18 protein-coding genes are annotated in these 19,185 nt (G+C 52.6%); 16 read left to right on the top strand and 2 right to left on the bottom strand.

Annotated features, from left to right (window positions below; genetic code table 11):
* The first annotated feature begins 4 nt into the window (after positions 1-4).
* Genes IM282_RS04940 through IM282_RS04880 form a run of 13 tightly spaced genes read left to right on the top strand, consistent with a single transcriptional unit; the run spans position 5 to position 14,088 of the window.
* Positions 5-589: a phage tail protein gene (locus tag IM282_RS04940; protein ID WP_023292731.1), complete on the top strand. Its 585-nt coding sequence runs from the start codon at positions 5-7 to the stop codon at positions 587-589.
* A complete protein-coding gene (locus tag IM282_RS04935) occupies positions 586-984 on the top strand; it encodes a phage minor tail U family protein (protein ID WP_000683284.1) in 399 nt (132 codons plus the stop codon). Before IM282_RS04940 ends, IM282_RS04935 begins: the two co-directional genes overlap by 4 nt.
* A 7-nt stretch (positions 985-991) precedes the next feature.
* Positions 992-1,735 carry a phage tail protein gene (locus IM282_RS04930; protein WP_063147593.1) on the top strand — a complete coding sequence of 248 codons (744 nt, stop codon included), beginning with the start codon at positions 992-994 and terminating at the stop codon, positions 1,733-1,735.
* Positions 1,736-1,745: 10 nt separating this feature from the next.
* Positions 1,746-2,177 (top strand): phage tail assembly chaperone G, encoded by a 432-nt coding sequence (gpG, locus tag IM282_RS04925; protein WP_063147592.1) that lies wholly within the window; start codon positions 1,746-1,748, stop codon positions 2,175-2,177.
* Positions 2,178-2,227: 50 nt separating this feature from the next.
* The gene (locus IM282_RS04920; protein ID WP_023292728.1) at positions 2,228-2,500 is read left to right on the top strand and encodes a phage tail assembly protein T; all 273 of its coding nucleotides are present in this window, start codon (positions 2,228-2,230) and stop codon (positions 2,498-2,500) included.
* Positions 2,484-5,621 (top strand): phage tail tape measure protein, encoded by a 3,138-nt coding sequence (locus IM282_RS04915; protein ID WP_192970200.1) that lies wholly within the window; start codon positions 2,484-2,486, stop codon positions 5,619-5,621. The genes IM282_RS04920 and IM282_RS04915 overlap by 17 nt, the downstream gene beginning before the upstream one ends.
* Positions 5,618-5,956, top strand: a complete 339-nt coding sequence (locus tag IM282_RS04910; protein WP_001704112.1) for a phage tail protein — start codon at positions 5,618-5,620, stop codon at positions 5,954-5,956. The genes IM282_RS04915 and IM282_RS04910 overlap by 4 nt, the downstream gene beginning before the upstream one ends.
* Positions 5,957-6,011: 55 nt before the next feature.
* Positions 6,012-6,749 (top strand): phage minor tail protein L, encoded by a 738-nt coding sequence (locus IM282_RS04905; protein WP_016063063.1) that lies wholly within the window; start codon positions 6,012-6,014, stop codon positions 6,747-6,749.
* Between the two features lie 2 nt (positions 6,750-6,751).
* On the top strand, positions 6,752-7,471 hold the full coding sequence (locus IM282_RS04900; protein WP_063147590.1) for a C40 family peptidase: 720 nt from the start codon (positions 6,752-6,754) through the stop codon (positions 7,469-7,471).
* Positions 7,464-8,081, top strand: a complete 618-nt coding sequence (locus tag IM282_RS04895; RefSeq protein ID WP_039025137.1) for a tail assembly protein — start codon at positions 7,464-7,466, stop codon at positions 8,079-8,081. The genes IM282_RS04900 and IM282_RS04895 overlap by 8 nt, the downstream gene beginning before the upstream one ends.
* Before the next feature lie 42 nt (positions 8,082-8,123).
* Complete coding sequence (locus IM282_RS04890) at positions 8,124-11,747, top strand: host specificity protein J (RefSeq protein WP_063147589.1); 3,624 nt, start codon at positions 8,124-8,126, stop codon at positions 11,745-11,747.
* Position 11,748: 1 nt separating this feature from the next.
* Complete coding sequence (locus tag IM282_RS04885; RefSeq protein WP_032670517.1) at positions 11,749-12,714, top strand: DUF6453 family protein; 966 nt, start codon at positions 11,749-11,751, stop codon at positions 12,712-12,714.
* Between the two features lie 60 nt (positions 12,715-12,774).
* Positions 12,775-14,088: a tail fiber domain-containing protein gene (locus IM282_RS04880; protein ID WP_063147588.1), complete on the top strand. Its 1,314-nt coding sequence runs from the start codon at positions 12,775-12,777 to the stop codon at positions 14,086-14,088.
* Here IM282_RS04880 and IM282_RS21845 read toward each other — a convergent pair.
* Complete coding sequence (locus tag IM282_RS21845; RefSeq protein WP_226839823.1) at positions 14,085-14,381, bottom strand: hypothetical protein; 297 nt, start codon at positions 14,379-14,381, stop codon at positions 14,085-14,087. The two genes, IM282_RS04880 and IM282_RS21845, sit on opposite strands and share 4 nt — an antisense overlap.
* A 583-nt stretch (positions 14,382-14,964) precedes the next feature.
* Between IM282_RS21845 and IM282_RS04870 the strand changes: the two genes are divergently transcribed.
* The 3 genes from IM282_RS04870 to IM282_RS04860 all read left to right on the top strand — a co-directional run bounded on the left by IM282_RS04870 (position 14,965) and on the right by IM282_RS04860 (position 17,385).
* Positions 14,965-15,522 carry a recombinase family protein gene (locus tag IM282_RS04870; RefSeq protein WP_192970202.1) on the top strand — a complete coding sequence of 186 codons (558 nt, stop codon included), beginning with the start codon at positions 14,965-14,967 and terminating at the stop codon, positions 15,520-15,522.
* Between the two features lie 172 nt (positions 15,523-15,694).
* Positions 15,695-16,114 (top strand): translesion error-prone DNA polymerase V autoproteolytic subunit, encoded by a 420-nt coding sequence (locus IM282_RS04865; protein ID WP_063147586.1) that lies wholly within the window; start codon positions 15,695-15,697, stop codon positions 16,112-16,114.
* Between the two features lie 2 nt (positions 16,115-16,116).
* The gene (locus IM282_RS04860; RefSeq protein ID WP_063147585.1) at positions 16,117-17,385 is read left to right on the top strand and encodes a Y-family DNA polymerase; all 1,269 of its coding nucleotides are present in this window, start codon (positions 16,117-16,119) and stop codon (positions 17,383-17,385) included.
* Positions 17,386-17,430: 45 nt separating this feature from the next.
* Here IM282_RS04860 and IM282_RS04855 read toward each other — a convergent pair whose 3' ends face one another.
* Positions 17,431-19,176 carry a P-loop NTPase fold protein gene (locus IM282_RS04855; protein WP_180266797.1) on the bottom strand — a complete coding sequence of 582 codons (1,746 nt, stop codon included), beginning with the start codon at positions 19,174-19,176 and terminating at the stop codon, positions 17,431-17,433.
* Positions 19,177-19,185: the final 9 nt, after the last annotated feature.

The following is a 19,185-nucleotide window of genomic DNA, read 5'->3' as shown; positions in this document are numbered from 1 at the left end:
ATTCATGTCGATAAAAGGTCTTGAGCAGGCGATTGCTAACCTGGATAGCCTGGACAGAAATATGGTTCCCAATGCCAGCGCATGGGCTGTGAACCGGGTTGCTGCTAATGGCGTCTCGGTTGCCGTCCGAAGGGTGGCGAAAGAAACGGTAGCCGGTGATAACCGCGTTTCGGGGATACCTGTAAAGCTGGTCAGACAAAGGGTGAGAATCAACAAAGCCTCGGCTTCCGGGCACTCAGCGGCCCGAATTAAGGTTAACCGGGGCAACCTTCCCGCCATCAAACTCGGTGCCGCGCAGGTCAGGGCGACGAACCGAAAAGGCCCGCTGGTTCGAAAAAGTAGCGTGCTGAGAATTGGCCGTTATGTTTTTCGCGACGCCTTTATCCAGCGCCTGGCGAACGGCCGCTGGCACGTCATGAAGCGCATTGCAGGAAAAAGTCGTTATCCCATCGACGTGGTCAAAATCCCATTGTCCGCGCCCCTCACTACTGCTTTCGAAGCAGAGAAGAAACGCATGCTTGAAGAGGAAATGCCAAAACAACTTGGCTATGCCCTCAGGCAACAACTGAGGTTGCATCTGACACGATGAAACACACTCTCATTCGCCAGAAAATTATTGATGTGCTTGAAGAGGCCATCGGGATCGACGTCATGTTTTTTGACGGGCGCCCGGCTGTCATTGAGGAGGAGGATTTTCCTGCCGTCGCGGTCTATCTGACCGATGCGGAGTATACCGGCGAAGAACTTGATGCCGATATGTGGGCGGCAACGCTACATATCGAGGTCTTCCTGTCCTCGCAGGTACCAGATTCCGAACTGGATGAATGGATGGAAAGCCATATCTATCCGGCCCTCGCTGATGTTCCCGGCCTCGATTCACTGTTAACGCTCATGGTTCCACAAGGCTTCGATTACCAGCGCGATGATGCGATGGGGCTGTGGACCTCCGCCGATATGAAATATTCAATCACTTACGAAATGTGAGGAAAACATGCCAACACCAAATCCACTTGCTCCTGTAAAAGGCGCCGGTACGACGCTCTGGCTTTACACCGGAACGGGCAACGCTTTCGCTAACCCACTCTCTGATATCGACTGGAATCGCCTGGCGAAAATCAAAGAGCTGACGCCGGGCGAAATGACCGCCGAATCGTATGACGACACTTACCTCGACGACGAGGATGCCGACTGGAACGCGACGGCCCAAGGGGCAAAATCTGCTGGCGATACCTCGTTCACCCTCGCCTGGAAGCCGGGCGAAGAAGGGCAAAAAGACCTGGTCGCATGGTTTATTGATGGCTCAGTACGCTATTACAAAATCAAATACCCGAACGGTACCGTCGACGTTTTCCGCGGCTGGTGCAGCAGCCTGGGTAAAGCCATTCCGGCAAAAGAGGTCATTACCCGTACAGCGAAAATCACCAATACCGGCAAGCCGGAACTGGCAGAAGAAAGCGGTACCCCGAATATCCCCGTGACCGGCGTTACTCTCGATAAAGCCACGGCAAGCGTGGCCGTCGGCGCAACCACAACGCTCAATGTGACGGTTAACCCTGCCAGCGCCTCAGATACCTCGTTCCGCGTGGCAACCTCAGACGGGGCAAAAGCAACGGTCACCGTTAGCGGCAACGCGATCACCGTCACCGGCGTGGCGGCAGGCACCGCTGACGTTATTGTTATGACCAGCGCCGGTAATTTCGTGGCGGTCTGCAAAGTCACCGTAACTGCAGCGTAAGGAAGGACGCATGTTTCTGAAAAAAGATAAGTTCACCTGGCAAAAAGAATCACTGACCATCTTCGAGTTGTCGGCGCTGCAGCGTATTGAGTACATCACGTTTATGGCCTCAGAGGAAAAGGCCGTCAGCGCTGACAGCGACGGCATCAGCGATCAGGAAATGACGGCCAGGCTGATTGGCTCAAATATTCGCTGCGGTGCGCGTTTGATTGCGATGTCTTTGTGGCATAACGATCCGGCTGGTACGGATGTGGAGACGCTTTATCAGCAGGTGCTTAGCGGCTGGCCGCCGGAGGCGATTGGTAAAGCAGAAATGGAAATAAAGCTGCTCTCCGGCATGCTCGTTCCGGTTGAGGATGACAACGCTGCCGATCCGGATGCCTCAGCGGAGGCCGAAAGCGCAGAACCCGTTACGGCGGAAAAGCCCTTGCCAGCGAGCTGAAGTTTGTCCTGAATCTGGCGCGCGAGTTCGGGCGACCCGACTGGCGCGCCATGCTGGCTGGAATGACTTCCAGTGAGCTGGGCGACTGGCACCAGTTCTACCGGGAGCATTATTTTCAGGACGCGCAGCTCGATGCGCATTTCTCAGAGCTGCTTTATTCCATCTCCACTCTTTTCTTCCGCGACCCGGAACTTACCCCCGCACATTTCAGCCTGCTTTCTCCTTCGGATGTCGTCATCAGCGATGACGAGCCGGATGATGACACGCTGATGACCGCCGCTGAGGGGATCACAGGAGGTATCCGATATGGCCCAGCAGATTAGCGATCTGGTTATTAAGCTGGATGTTGACCGCGCAACCTTCAGCGAGCAGGTCGCCCGAATCAAAGGGCAACTGACAGGAATGGCGGATGAGTCTGATAAAGTTCAGGCGCGAATGCAGCGTGCTGCGGACCGTCAGAGCGCTGCACTAAAGAGTGTGGGCGACGCTGGCGCGGCGGCCGCCGCAGACATGAAAGCCCGTCAGTCGGCCGCAACCGAAGGGCTGACAAAAGACTGGCAGAACGTTTCCAGGTCCGTTGATGAAACTCATCGCCGCGTGACCGAACTTAACCAACGCATGCGTGAGAATGACGGGCAGGCTGCAGCGCTTGCCCGCCGACAGGATGAACTGGCGGCATCATTTTTCCGCCAGATTGACGGCGTTCGCCAGCTCAATGGTGAAACACAGTCGCTTGCGAACGTGCAGGCGCGCTTTCGCGCAGCGAGGGCACAGGGCAACATAACCCTGCAGGATTATCTCGCCCTTATTTCCCGCACCACGGCCCGTCAAAAAGAACTGCAGATCGTGGAGGAAAAATCGGCCGCAGCGCGCACGCGATTCCTCAGCCAGCTGAAGCAACAGGTTGCAGAGCAAAAGCTCTCCGGTACCGAGCTATTGCGCATGAAGGCGGCGCAGGTCGGTGCCAGCGATGCGGCTGAAGTCTATATCCGCAAGCTCGAAGCTGCCAAAGTCGCCACGCACGGTTTGGGGCTGCAAAGTGCCGCTACCCGGCAGGAACTGGGAATACTAATCGGCGAGGTCATGCGCGGTAACTTCGGCGCGCTGCGCGGCTCCGGGATCACGCTGGCTAACCGGGCAGGATGGATAGACCAGCTTCTGTCACTGCGCGGTCTTGGGATCGCCGGCATGGTCGGAGGGATTGCCGCGGCGGTATTCGGGTTGGGTAAGGCCTGGTACGACGGCAGCAAAGAGTCTGAGGAATTTAACAGGCAGCTGATCCTGACCGGGAACTACGCGGGGAAAACGTCAGGGCAGCTGCAGGCGCTGGCGCGCTCGCTGGCAGGTAATGGCATCACTCAGCATGCCGCTGCAGGCGTGCTGGCGCAGGTCGTTGGCAGCGGCGCGTTCAGCGGTAATGACGTCAGCATGGTCAGCAATGTTGCCGCCAGGCTGCAGCAGGCCACCGGGCAGGCCGTTGACGAAACCATAAATCAGTTTAAACGCCTGAAGGATGATCCGGTAAACGCGGTCGCGACGCTCAACGATTCCCTTCATTTTCTGACAGCCACCCAGTATGAACAGATAGCTTCTGCTCAGGCGCTGGGGGATTCTCAGAAGGCCGCCGAGCTGGCCATGCGGGCATATTCCGACGCGGTCATTCAGCGCGCCGGTGCGGTCGAGGATAATCTCGGATCCCTCGAAAAAGCCTGGAACTGGGTGAAGAATGCCGCCTCCGGTGCGTGGGATGCGATGCTGGGCGTCGGGCGTAATCCTGACACCGCGATGAAGCGCCAGGACTCTTTTGCTGAATGGCAGGCAGCAGAGAAAGAGTACCGCGCGCTGTCCAGCAATCTTAAGGTCGACCCGGATTATGCCGGTAACAACGTTCTGCAGAAAGCTGATGCGGAAAGGTTGAGAAACGCACACCAGCAGGTGGAGCTGAAAAAGCAGGCTTACGATCTTGCCGATCAGCAATACGCCCAGGAAGGGCTGGCAGCCGCGCGGGAAAAAATGCGAACGGACCAGCAGGCCCAGGCAATCCGCAGCCAGCAGCAGTTTAACCAGCTGGTGGAGTCCGGCGCGACGGCGGCAGAAAAGCGGGCTTCAGCAGAGAAAAAGCTCAGTCAGCTTATTGTGAAAAACCGCCAGGATGCGAAAGACGGTGTCGCCACGCTATGGACTGAAAAGGACATTGCCGCGGCCCGCGCCGGGATTGAAAAGCAGTGGAAGGATCCTAAAACGCCGAAAGGCAAAAGCTACTCAACGCCCACCGGGGACAAAGCCGAGGAAAAGGCGCAGGCCGAACTTCTCACCCTTCAGGCCCAGCTTAAAACGCTTGAGCAGCATACCAGCGTGAACGACGTCATAAGTAAACAGCGTCAGGATCTCTGGCAAACTGAAAATCAGTTCACCGTTCTGCAGGAGGCCGCGGGGCGTCGTCAGCTTACGGCGCAGGAAAAATCTCTGCTGGCGCATAAGGAAGAAACGCTCGAGTACAAGCGGCAGCTGGCCGACCTGGGCGATAAGGTTGCCAGCCAGCAAAAGCTCAACCAGCTGGCCGATCAGACCGTGAAGTTTGAGCAGCAGCAAAAAGCCGCCAGGGCGGGCCTGCAGGCTCAGTCTGAGGGGGTATCAACCCGGGAAGCCGGCCGACAAACTACGCTGCAGCGTCTCAGCGAAAGCTATTCGTACAACCCTCAGGCGCAGCAAAAGGTTCTGGAAGAGCAAAGGGCGACGTTCGAGGCTGAAGATGCCCTGCGTGCAAACTGGCTGGCCGGTGCGAAACAGGGCTGGGCCGAATATCAGGATTCAGCGACAAACGTTTTCAGCTCTGTTCAGCAGATTTCGCAGGCTACGTTCAGCGGGCTGGCGGGCCAGCTTACCAGCCTGACGACAACCGGGAAGGCGAGCTTCAGGGACTTCACCAGCTCGATCCTTAAAATGATTGTGTCTGTTATCAACCAGCTGCTGGTGGCTTATACCATCCAGAGTGCAATGGGCTGGGTTAGCGGCGGGGCGAAAACCTCCTCTGCTGGTCAGTCATTCGCGGTCCCGTCATACCGGCCACAAGGTTTTGACGTGGGCGGTTTTACCGGGCACGGCGGCAAGTACGAGCCAGCCGGTATCGTTCACCGCGGGGAATTCGTCTTCACCAAAGAATCAACCAGCCGCATCGGCGTGGCAAATCTCTATCGCCTGATGCGCGGGTACGCCACGGGGGGACTGGTCGGCGGCGGGAGCGCAGCCGGTGCTGGCATGGGCGGGATCAGTGTTTATGCCCCAGTCAGCATCAGCCAGCAGGGGAGTGACGGAAGCATAAATCAGGCGAACGCCACGGGGACGGCGAAACAGCTGCAGGCGATTGTTCAGCAGACAATCACCGAGCGACTGAAAAAAGAAATGTCCGCAGGCGGCGTGCTTTATTCGAGGAGGATACAGTGACGGACACGTTTACCTGGCGCACGCGAAAAACAGCGCAGGGCACTGAAACAGCCCGAACGCTGCAGGCACAGTTCGGGGATGGCTACAAACAGATAGCGGGGATGGGGATCAACGACAAACAGGAAACGTGGAACCTGGACTGGACGGGCACCAGACAGGAGGCGGCTGCGCTGCGCGCTTTCCTGATGTCTCACGTTACTAAATCGTTTTGGTGGACCACTCCATGGGGTGAAAAAAAGCTGTTCAGAATGAAGGCCGATTCGTTCAGCGTTTCTTTCCCTACCGGGAAAAAAGCCACAGTGGCCTTCACTTTTGAACAGGCGTTCGCGCCCTGATTTTCTCGACAAACACTGAAAGCTGCCTCCGGGCGGCTTTTTTTATGGGGGGAGTATGAGTTTTACGGCAGACATCCAACAGCTTGAGCCCGGCAGCGTTATTCAGCTTATTGAGATCGACGGCACTGAATTCGGTATGGATCAGGTGCTGCGTTTTCATGCGCACAATATTCAGGAAGAGGGGTGGGCAGCCTTCGCCGCAGAAAATCTGCCCGCCATTATCTGGCAGGGAAACCAGTACGATCCCCATCCCTATGAACTGAAGGGGATGGAGTTATCGAGTACAGGTTCCCAGCCAACGCCCACGCTGTCCGTCGGGAACGTCGGAAACTATGTCACCGCGCTGTGTCTTGAATATGACGATATGGTCAGGGCTAAGGTCAAAATCCATACCACGCTTTCGAAGTATCTCGATGCCGCCAACTGGAAAAACGGTAATCCGGGTGCCAGCCCGGCCGATGAGCGCGTACAGCTCTTTTACGTCAATGCTAAAACCGCAGAGACGCGGGTACAGGTTGATTTCGAGCTGTGTTCTCCTTTCGATATTCAGAGCCTGCAGCTGCCGACACGGCAGATTACTCCTGTCTGCACCTGGTGTATGCGGGGCTGGTACCGAAGCGGGACCGGATGCGATTACAACGGCACGAAATACTTTACCAAAGACGGTACGCCGACCGATGACCCGTCGAAAGATGTTTGTGGCGGCCGCCGGCAGGATTGTCAGGATCGTCACGGCCCGGACGCGCCGCTGCCGTTCGGCGGTTTTCCGGCTGCAAACCTGCAGGGGAAATAAAAATGCGTGAAAAATTGCTGGATGCTATCCGTCAGCACGTCGCTGCTGAATACCCCAAAGAAGCCTGCGGCCTGATTGTTCAGTCAGGCCAGCAACAAATCTATATTCCCTGCCGCAACATTGCCGATAAACCCGAGGAGACATTCACGCTCTCCCCGGAAGACCAGCTCGCTGCCCGCGCGCGCGGTGAGATCATCATGCTCATTCATTCCCATCCGGATGTGGTACGGCTGGTGCCCTCAGAGCTGGACCGGATCCAGTGCGACTGGTCGGGTATTGAGTGGGGGATCATGTCCTGGCCGGATGGGGACTTTTGCACGATCTCCCCGCGTGAAGACCGGGATTATGCCGGGCGACAGTGGGTGCTGGGTTACGCGGACTGCTGGTCGCTTATCCGTGAATATTATTTGCGCGAATACGGCATTGTTCTCGGGGACTATTCGGTACCTTACGAATGGTGGGATAGCGGCAAGGATCGGCTCTACGACGACAACTGGGAGCGCGAGGGATTCGTTGAGATTGCCGCCGGTGCAATGCAGCCCGGTGACATCATCATGATGAGTGTGCAGGCATCGGTGACTAATCACGCCGCAGTATATGTGGGTGACAACATCATTCTCCATCATCTGTTCGGGCATCTTTCTTCGCGAACGCCTTATGGAAAATATTATCGCGACAGAACGGTCCGGGTGGTCAGGCATAAGGACCGAATGCATGGTTAAGACGCTTATTCTCGAAGGGAAAATGGCTAAAAAATTCGGTAAACGCGTTCAGTTTGATGTTGCCGACCTGCGCGAAATGCTCAGGGCCATGTGTTCACAGGTTCCCGGATTCAAAAAATATATGTCGGAAGCTCATATGAAGGGGATCCGTTTCGCCTTTTTTAACGGTGACAACAATATCGGGCTGGAAGAGTTTGATATGACCCGCGGTGGAAGCGTGTACCGGATCGTGCCCGTTTATGAGGGGGCCAAAAATTCGGGCGTCCTGCAGATAGTTGTCGGTGCCGTTGCGCTGGTCGCTGCATTCTTTACCGCCGGTGCGAGTATGGCAGCCTGGGGGGCTGCGATGAGTGCAACAGCCATCAGCGCCACGTCAATTTTGACCGGGGTCGGGGTGTCAATGATGCTGGGTGGCGTTGTCCAGATGCTCACGCCCCAGCCATCCTTCGGCGCGGGTAAATCCTCCAGCACGGACAACACGCCTAACTACGCCTTCGGGGCGCCGGTCAATACGGTCGCTATGGGGCATCCTGTCCCCCTGGCCTACGGTCTGATCGAGGCAGGGGGAGCGATAGTCAGCGCCGGTATGTACTCGAGCGATCAGCAGTAGGCCAGCGGCCACTAACTTAAAGGTGCTTCGGCATCTTTTTTTATGGGTGAAAAAATGCAGCTTCTTAAACAAGAAACCATCCTGCAGGGTGCCAAAGGGGGAGGTGGCAGTTCCCGTACTCCGGTTGAGCAGCCAGACGATCTGCTGTCGGTCGCAAAGTTAAAAATGCTCATTGCCGTTTCTGAGGGGGAAATACAGGGCGACCTGACCGCTCAGAACATTTTTCTCAACGATACGCCGCTGGCAAACGACAGCGGGGAATACAATTTCAGTGGCGTGAAATGGGAGTTCCGCAAGGGCACACAGGACCAGACCTATATTGCCGGGATGCCCCAGGTCGATAACGAGCTGGCGGTGGGCACAACTGTCACCACCACCGCGCCCTGGACACGCCAGTTTACCAACCTTTCCCTGGATGCCATCCGCATCAAGCTCAGCCTTCCGGTCCAGTATCTCTATAAAGATAATGGCGATATGGTGGGCACGGTTACCGAGTATGCGATCGATTTATCAACGGACGGCGGCGCCTGGAAAACGGTTGTAAACGGCAAGTTTGACGGAAAGACCACGACGGAATATCAGCGTGACCACCGTATCGAACTGCCAAAATCCACGTCCGGCTGGTCTGTCAGGGTCAGGCGTATTACGGCTGATGCCAGCGGATCAAATTCGAAACTGGTTAACGCCTTCAAGGTGTTTTCCTATGCGGAAGTCATCGACAGCAAGCTTCGTTATCCTTTAACAGCGCTCCTGTATGTCGAAGTGGACAGCAGCCAGTTCAACGGCAGTGCGCCGAAAGTGACCTGTAAGATAAAAGGCAAGCTGATTAAGGTTCCGGAAAATTACGATCCGATAACCCGAACCTATTCTGGTTCATGGTCCGGGGGGTTCAAAATGGCCTGGTCCAATAACCCTGCCTGGATCTTTTACGATCTGGTTCTGGATGAAATTTACGGCATGGGCACGCGCGTGGATGCGTCCATGGTGGATAAGTGGGCGCTGTATTTAATCGCCCAGTACTGTGACGAAATGGTTTCCGACGGGGCCGGTGGCACCGAACCGCGTTTCACCTGCAACGTTTTCATTCAGAGCCAGGAGGACGCCTGGCAGGTACTTAACGATCTCGCCGCGGTATTTCGTGGAATAACGTTCTGGGGCAACGATCAGATTTATGTCCAGGCAGACGTCCCGCAGGACGATGTTGACTGGGTTTATAACGTCTCAAACGTTATCGATGGACTGTTTACTTATGCGGGCGGCTCATACAAGAATCGCTACAGCTCCTGCCTGGTGTCCTGGTCCGATCCACAGAACCATTACAGTGATACCGTTGAGGGGGTCTACGATTCGGCGCTTGTAGAACGTTACGACGTCCGGCAGACGTCCCTGACCGCAATCGGCTGCACCTCGCAAAGTGAAGCGCACCGACGCGGTCGCTGGGTATTGCTCTCCAATGCCAAAGACGGGACCGTATCGTTTGGCGTGGGGCTTGACGGTTATATCCCTCTGCCCGCTGAAATTATCGGTGTCGCCGATCCTTTCCGTTCTGGTAAGGAGAACGGTGGCCGCATAAGCACGGTCAACGGCCGCCAGATTACCCTTGATCGAGAAATAGACTACGCGGCGAAAGACCGGCTGGTGGTTAACCTTCCCGACGGAAAAGCCCAGACGCGGACAATCAGTGCGGTGAGCGCCGATAAAAAAACGGTGACGGTGGCTACGGCATTCAGTCAGGTTCCTGTGGCGGGCGCTGTCTGGGCGATAGACAGTGATAACCTCGCAATACAGTACTTTAGGGTCACCTCAATCGCGGCTAACGACGATAGCACAGGCGGTTTCACTATTACGGCCATTCAGCATGATCCAAACAAATACCGTTACATCGATGACGGCGTTCGGGTCGAGTCGCCCCCGATCACAGTCACGCCGATAAGCGTCCTGTCTGCTCCGAAGAATATCTTGGTGACTGAGAGCGATCATGTGTCTCAGGGGCTGACTGTAGCAAGCCTGGACGTGTCATGGGATAAGGTGGAGGGCGCAATCCGGTATGTTGCCCAGTGGCGTAAGGACAACGGGGACTGGATAAACGTTCCGGTTACCAGCGCGCAGGGTTTCTCGGTTCAGGGCATTTATTCGGGCAGCTATGACGTGCGCGTCCGGGCACTTAATGCGCAGGATACGTCGTCACCATGGGGATACGGTGAAACAACTTATCTCTCCGGTAAAACGGGAAAACCGGGTACTCCGCTCAACCTCCTGGCGACCGAAGATGTGGTCTGGCATATCGACCTGACCTGGAAATTTCCGGATGGCTCAGGCGACACGGCCTATACAGAGATTCAGCGCGCCACAACTGCCGACTACGCCAATCCTGAACTGCTGGTCCTGGTGCCGTACCCGGCTGCAGATTATCAGCATGGCCCCATGCCTGCCGGCGTTCGCCAGTGGTACCGCGCGCGCCTGATTGACCGTATCGGTAACGCCGGGGACTGGACCGACTGGGTCATGGGCACGTCCTCGATAGATGTCAGTGAAATAATCAACGACATTCTGGAGGACATGAAAGGCTCCGATACGTTCAAAGACCTGATCGAGAACGCGGTGGACAGCAATGAAAAAATTGCTGGCATGGCTGACGACATCAAACAGGCCAACGACGAACTGGCGCAACAGGCGCAGGAAATCGCCAAAAACGCCCAAGATATCGGGAAAGTTCAGACTAGCGTTACAAACCTGTCGAGCACGGTAGGAGATGTGTCTTCTTCTCTGAGCAAGCTTGAGCAGACAGTGGCGACGGCTGATACCGCGCTGGGCCAGCGCATCGATAACATCAGCGTGTCTGTGGACGGCATGGCGGGGGGAGTGAAGAACTCCGCTATCGCGATTATTCAGGGCAACCTGGCGCAGGTGGCCGCGCGCAAAACGCTGTCGGCATCGGTCGCCGGTAACAGCGCGCAGCTGGATCGCATTGATGAGGTGATCGTCAACGAGAAGGAGGCAACGGCGCGTTCGCTGCTGAGTTTGCAGACTGACGTGAACGGAAACAAGGCATCCATCAACAGCCTGAACCAGACGTTCTCCGATTACCAGCAGGCCACGGCCACGCAGATAAACGGCATCACGGCGACCATCAACGGGCACACTTCAGCGATCACCACCAACGCGCAGGCCATTGCGAACGTCAACGGCGACCTGAAGGCGATGTACAGCATCAAGGTCGGGTTATCCAGCAATGGTCAGTACTACGCCGCAGGGATGGGGATCGGTGTAGAGAATACGCCGTCCGGCATGCAGTCGCAGGTTATCTTCCTGGCTGACCGCTTCGCGGTAACGCACCAGGCCGGAGCGACCGTTACGCTTCCGTTCGTTATTCAGAACGGGCAGACCTTTATCCGAAATACTGTGATTGGTGAAGGGACTATCGACAATACCAAAATCGGCAGCTACATCCAGTCCACAACCTGGGACGGCACGGGAAACGTTGGCTGGCACATCAACAAGTCAGGCTACGCGACGTTCAACAACGTGACCGTTCGCGGCTCGATTTACGCCACAAACGGTAATTTTTCTTTCAATGGCTCCGGCAACACAACAGTGATCAATGGCAACGGTTTAACCGTCAACATTCCTGGTGGTGGCCGGATTGTACTGGGGACATGGACATAAGATGCCGACAGGATTATTGATAGAACTTAATGACGGCGGAAAGCGTATGGAGATAACGGCGGGCCTGAGATGCCCGTCTTTTGGTGGCAGCTTTGACACTGGCTACCAGAAAGCGAAGTATGTGGACATTGCTGGTTATGTTTCAGGAGCGCAGGTGCTGTTTATACCGCATGCGACTGCCTATGTTGATTCAGGGCTGTGGCATAAAATGAATTCCGTCACTATCTCTGGTGGGAGGGTTACGCAAAATTCGAGGATGCAAGCGCTGGGTATAAGTGAGAGGGATAGTACCTATACCTTTCCCGGTAGTGTCTGGCAGATATTCCCGACAGGTCAGCGAAGTGGGGTTGGCCTGCTTATTGGTGACAGCACCGACTTCCTGGCGATCACCAACGCCACACAGTCAGGCCAGTGTATCTGGAAGGGTACCGTTAATGTTCCGACCGGGGGTTGGGCGGTTCCCACGATAGCAGGATATGACAAATCAAAGTATATCGTTTTCGGGCGCTGTAATAGCGGTAACACGATTGACTTCGACGGTAATACTGTCAGGTTCTTCAGCCCTCCGTCCACGAACGATGACGCTCCCGCAACCGGCACGATAGACATCGTTATTTTCGCCAGTGGCGTAGCGCCGCAACCTGGTACCGGCCTCAATATTTTTAATGCTGCAGGAGCCTGCACGTTTTCAACAACAAGACGGCCTTTCGTATATCTCAATCAACTCTGGACCCCTTCAACAAGCGCCGTGAATATCGGTAGCGGGTATGTTCCGCTCGGTAGGTTTGGTCTGATGGTACATATGGTCAATGGCATGTATGTGTATCGAATGTTCGGAATAAAAATACAGAACGGCAGCGCTTCAGTTCAGGGCGGAAAATATCTTGGTCGTGAGCAATATGCCATTTTCGGTAATAACACGGTGACGTCGCTCAGCCTTCCTGTTCTGCCCGATATGTACATCTGAATACACTGCCTAATTAAATCAACCTCGCTCCGGCGGGGTTTTTTATTGCCTGGAGAAAATATGCTTTATAACACCGGCACTATCGCCATTAACGGAAATACCGCAACCGGCACCGGCACAAACTGGACGGCACCCGCCAGTCAGGTTCGCGCTGGCCAGACGATTATCGTGATGTCTAACCCGGTGCAGCTGCTCCAGATTTCATCCGTGAACAGCGCCACGTCAATGACGGTTACACCTGCCGCTTCCCCGGCGCTGAGCGGCCAGAAGTATGGAATCCTTGTGTCAGACAATATCTCAGTCGACGGCCTGGCACAGGCCATGTCGCAGCTCATCAAAGAGTACGACGAGAACATTGGCGCGTGGGAGACGTTCGCCACCACCTCAGCAAATCAGAGCATCACAGTTACCATCAACGGCACCCCTGTAACGATCCCCAGCATCGGTAAACTGGCGCAGAAAGGGAGCAACGGTGCGCTTGCTGTTGTAGACGGCGGAACCGGGGCAACGACTGCAGCAGACGCTCGCACAAACCTCGGTTTGGGAGACAATGCTACAGCCAACTTCGGAAGCCTCGAAATTGGTGCCAAAAAAACCTCTTCTGCAAGCTTTGTGGATTTCCATTTTCTTGGTACTAATGACTATGACGCGCGCATCCTGTGTGGTGGTAATTCAAATGGTGGGATGGGAAAGGGTGACTTCACTTTCTATGCTGGAAAATACACTTTCATCGGTGACAGTTTTGAGTTCCGAAATCCTATCACCTGCCAGAACAGCATAACTGCCTCAGGCACCATTAACGCAGGTGGCTCATTAAGAGCCGTAACATCATCAAACGTATGGGCTTCCAGCGATACACAGAACGCCCACGTGTGGTTTTACGGTGCGGGAGGGAATGAATCACGAGGTGTAATCTATGCGCCCAAGGAAGGCACTATCCGGCTCAGGCCTGATAATAATGATAATGGTGGAGCAAATGGATATAGCTTCTCTTTCGGAGCTGATGGCAGGTTTACCTGCGTCACGATGAACCAGACTTCTGATGAGCGGGTTAAATTCGACAAAGAGCCCCTCAGCGCGGCACTGGAGAAGATTTGTTCCCTGACGGGTTATACGTTCGGCATCCAACTGACTGAATCGGAATCGGTGCACAGCGCAGGCATCATCGCTCAGGATTTGGAAAAAGTGTTGCCCGTTGCTGTAAGTTCTGGCGGGACCGGCACTACACCGACCGGAGAAGAGATTAACGATCTAAAAACAGTAGACTACAGCGCGATGAGCGCGCTGTATGTTGAGGCAATCAAAGAGCTGGCCGAACGGTTAAAGACCATCGAAAAAGAACTGGCCGAACTACGCGGCCCGGTAGTTGCCTAACCTTCGTTATCACCTTGCAGTCGCTGTTGTTCACGATTGAAAACTGAATCAGTGGGCATATTCAGGCGAACATCGATCCAGCTGTTCACCGGCACGTCCATCGGTTCCCCTTTCGTTTTGACGATCTCTCCGTCATCGCTCAGTATGTATTTTCGCTTAAACAGGCGAATAGTCAGTCCGCCGCTTTCATTTTGCTCGGCCTCAACCACACCCAGCTCACCCATGCCGCCGGGGTCCATTGGCGGCAGCAGTTGCCATCCCTCTGACGCCAGGCCTGCCGAACCAGCGAGCACGTAAACACCTACGTCGAGGCGAGAAAGAGTGATTCCATCCGCCTCAGAGTTCGCTGTTCCACAGCCGCACCATGAGAACCCATCCTCCGCTATATCGACGCGCTGGCAGGCTTCCTGGCTCGCTACGATACGGGCAACCGGGGACGCAGCCTTTAGGGTGCCATCGCTGGCCTTTGTGGTATTGCCCGTGGTGTAAGCCTCCTGATATGTCCAAGACGAGCCACCGTAATACGAAAACCACGTTCTCCTCAGAATGTAAGCCTGATGAATGCGTGTCGGACGGCTTCCCCGGTTGACGATTATTGACGTAATACCCGTATTTGCAGTTAACCCAAGCTGGGTAAGACCATCATTGGAGTGAGAGGTGAAACAGGTAGGTGTGAATGCATCCATAGCGTCCAGTAGTGGTCCGTCGCCGTGGATAGACCCAATACCGAATGCGCCTACCTGCATCACGTTATTTGCGGCGGTTCCGACATCCCTGGTAGCGCTACTTCCTAAACCGACGTTTTATAGATTGTCCTGCGGCAGCCATGCCGATAACGTCACCTGATTTTCTTGCAGAAAATATTGGGTGAAAAATATGCAAATTGGTTATGTAAGGGTGTCAACAAATGACCAAAATACTGATCTTCAGCGACAAGCGCTCGAACGCGCAGGATGTGAGCAAATTTTCGAAGAAAAAATGAGCGGAACAGTGGCAAACCGGCCAGCACTCAAAAAACTTCTCAGGGCATTGAATGAGGGGGATACGCTGGTTGTTTGGAAGCTTGATAGCCTCGGGCGAAGCATGCGAAATCTGGTGTTGCTGGTTGACGAACTCCGCCAGCGCGGTATCCACTTTAAGAGCCTCACTGACAGTATCGATACCTCCAGCCCGATGGGGCGCTTCATTTTTCATATCATGTCAGCCCTGGCGGAAATGGAGAGGGAGTTGATTGTGGAACGCACCCGGGCAGGCCTGGCTGCAGCTCGTGAGAAAGGGCGAATCGGCGGCAGGCGTCCGAAGCTTACCCCGGAGCAATGGGACCAGGCGGGCCGATTGATTGCGAACGGTCTGGACAGGAAGCAGGTAGCGATAATTTATGACGTTGCCGTATGCACGCTTTATAAAAAATTTCCCGCTTCAAAGTCGGCTTAATTTTGCTCACATAGAATTGCGGCCCTAAAATTTACAAAACTGATAATTCGAAGCGACGTAGAAACTTAGAAACGAAACGGCGAAGCTTTAATCAGCTATGACAGAGCCTCTGCCTTGCGTGCATACCCAAATGAAACTACTGTATATAAAAACAGTATTTGAGGTGTGCATTATGGAGTTTATCAGGCCTACAGAACTGCGAGAAATTATTGCTCTCCCGCTTTTCAGTGACTTAGTACAGTGTGGTTTCCCAAGCCCAGCGGCTGATTACGTTGAACAGCGTATCGATCTCAATGAGTTACTGGTTTCCCACCCCAGCTCAACATATTTCGTTAAGGCGGCCGGCGACTCTATGATCGAAGCCGGGATCAGTGGCGGTGATCTGCTGGTGGTGGACAGTTCGCGCACTGCTGAGCACGGTGACATTGTCATCGCTGCAGTAGAAGGGGAATTTACTGTAAAACGCCTCCAGCTGCGCCCGACAGTGCAACTCAATCCTATGAACAGCGCCTATAGTCCGATTGTTGTTGGTAGCGAAGACACGCTGGACGTTTTCGGCGTCGTGACTTTCATCGTTAAATCTGCGAGCTGAATATGTTTGCTCTCTGTGATGTGAATTCGTTCTACGCATCATGCGAGACTGTATTCAGGCCGGACCTGAGAGGGCGGCCGGTTGTCGTTCTCTCAAATAATGATGGCTGTGTGATCGCACGCAGTGCAGAAGCAAAAGCGGTCGGAATCACCATGGGGGAGCCATTCTTCAAGCAAAAGGAGCTTTTCCGGCGCGCTGGCGTTGTTTGCTTCAGCAGCAACTATGAGTTCTATGCTGATATGTCTAACCGGGTAATGACAACGCTTGAGGAAATGAGCCCGCGCGTTGAAATTTACAGTATCGATGAGGCTTTTTGCGACCTGACTGGTGTTCGCAACTGCTGGGACCTGACGGAGTTCGGCAAAGAAATCCGTTCCACGGTTCTGAAGCGCACGCATCTAACCGTCGGGGTTGGCATCGCGCAGACAAAAACACTCGCTAAGCTGGCAAACCACGCCGCCAAGAAATGGCAGAGACAGACGGGCGGAGTTGTTGATTTGTCCAATATCGATCGCCAGCGCCGACTCCTTGCCCTGGTACCCGTTGAGGACGTATGGGGCGTCGGCAGGCGCATCAGCAAGAAGCTTAACGCTATGGGCATTAAAACGGCTTTGGACCTCTCAGAACAAAGCACCTGGATTATCCGTAAACACTTTAACGTGGTACTCGAGCGAACGGTCCGGGAGCTGCGCGGCGAACCTTGTCTTGACCTGGAGGAGTTTGCGCCAGCAAAGCAGGAAATCGTCTGCAGTCGGTCATTTGGCGAACGCGTTACTGAGTATGAGCAGATGCGCCAGGCTATCTGCAGCTATGCCGCCCGTGGTGCTGAAAAACTTCGGGGTGAGCATCAGTACTGCCGCTTTATCTCTTCGTTCGTGAAAACCTCTCCCTTTGCGCTTAACGAGCCGTATTACGGTAACAGTGCGTCCATGAAGCTTCTCACGCCAACCCAGGATTCACGCGATATCATCAATGCCGCTGTAAAATGTCTTGATCGAATCTGGAAGGATGGCCACCGCTATCAAAAGGCTGGAATCATGCTGGGAGATTTTTTTAGCCAAGGGGTGGCGCAGCTGAACCTTTTCGATGAGAACGCTCCACGCGCAGGAAGCGATAAGTTGATGGAGGTGCTCGATCACTTGAACGCGAAAGATGGGAAAGGAACGCTCTACTTTGCCGGGCAGGGCATACAGCAGAACTGGCAAATGAAGCGTGAGATGCTTTCACCTAGGTATACAACCAGATTTACTGATTTATTAACAGTGAAATAAAGTTAATCTCAGTCTAATAATTTAAACTGAGATTGCCAGACCATTTTATAAGCAAGATACAGCATGAAGTATCGTCTTGTTAAGGCGATAAAGCGCACCAAATTTGAAGCTTTCTTTCCTTCCAAGGAAAAATATTTCAATTTTTTGACTTAGGTAAATAAGTGGTAACTTTTCATTTGAAGCAAAGCTAGATATGTTACTAACACGGTAATTACTGGCCAAAAAATCGTTGAATAGTTGGATGTCTTTGGTGTCCCATTTTTGTAGTAAACATTTTGTTATGAACGGTGCACTAAGAAGTTCAAGTGCTTTATATGTTCCAAAGTCGTCTAAACTGTTTAGTTTTTCAACGTTAAATGATTTCCAGCCTGAGGTTTCTAGTTCTGTCTTTATATTAATGAGTTGGTGTTCTTTAATGATATTATCATAGCGATCAAATAATTTTTCATTTAATGAGTTGATGTCATCATAGTGACTGGCAAAGTCTCTTGATTGTTCTTGCTCCTTGTTATTTTTAAAATATTCTATAATCTCATCATCGCTGAACTTATCTAGACTTAGCAGTATTGATTTTAAATCAACCTCTGTAGATTTTTTTAAATATTTATTAGAGGTTAAATAAACATAATTTTTTATTGTTCTAAGCCAAGTATTCAAGTCACATGGCAATCTCTTGGTTATTACATCAACAATGGTTTTGAAAAAAACATCCTCATCTACTTCGTTTAATTCGGGGCTTGCTGAAGAAACAACATTAATCATGTCAAAAGGATCATTTCTTGAAAAAACCACTTCCAAAATATCATTGAACGAGGCATATCCACTGAAGTAACTTTTAAGATCGAATGTAATTTGATAGTTGTTCAAAATCGATAATAACCGCATTTCTAAGGGGTCAGCATCTTCATCAGGAAATGGGAGATAGAATTTTTGTCCTTCATTAAGTTCATCCATAGTCTTATTATATGAATATAATAATGTAAAATAAGCAAAGGCAGAGCTAAGAATGAATTTTGACGATACATTCCATGCCATTTCTGGATGTTGGGCTGCATATATATATAAAGGTGTTGAAATTATTAGAGTGCGCATTAAAAGTCTTATATTTACTATGCCATAACTAATTGCCATCTCTCTGAATATATTTGCGTCTTCTGCAGGAAGAAGTGATAATTTTTCTTCGAACAACCTCATGTTTAATATTTCTTCTGGGGTTGAGTTGAAATGGAGGGAGTCAGAAATGATTTTTTCTTTATGATGTAATTCCAATTCTGATTCTGAAGATGTGTTTGAGATGATAATAAAATCTAAATTATTGGTTACTGATTCACAATATAATGAATGGCAATATGTTAAAATTTCGTTGGCGAGGGAATTATCAGTGATTCTTTCAATGTCATCAAGAATAAATACCCCGCTAAGTTTTGAAAGTATATTTTCCCGAACACTAGCGCCAATTGAGTTTAGTAATCCATTGATAACACTCGAGCTCTCTGGTGAGCCACTGCTAATTCCCCCGACTGCCGTAATAGTTTCAAGGCCTGATTGAAGAGATTTAATGCCTTTAAGGTAATAGCAGTCAATTATTTTTGCTTTAAAATCAAGGATGGTTTTAACCCCTAGCAATGAAATATAATAAAAAGCATTATGGGTATAGTATCTGGAGAATTCATTCTTAATAAAAAATGTCTTTCCAGTTCCCCATTTACCATCAATAATAATTAATCCGTCCCTCTTGTTTTCGAGGAGGTGTGTAAGTTTTATAATAAAATTTCCGTTAGGGGATTCCATGTTGTCGGC

Origin of the sequence: Enterobacter cloacae complex sp. P29RS (assembly GCF_014893445.1) — a bacterium.
Classification (GTDB): Bacteria; Pseudomonadota; Gammaproteobacteria; order Enterobacterales; family Enterobacteriaceae; genus Enterobacter; species Enterobacter intestinihominis.
The sequence above is the reverse complement of the archived record's forward strand: the minus strand, read 5'-3'. Positions and strand labels throughout refer to the sequence as shown.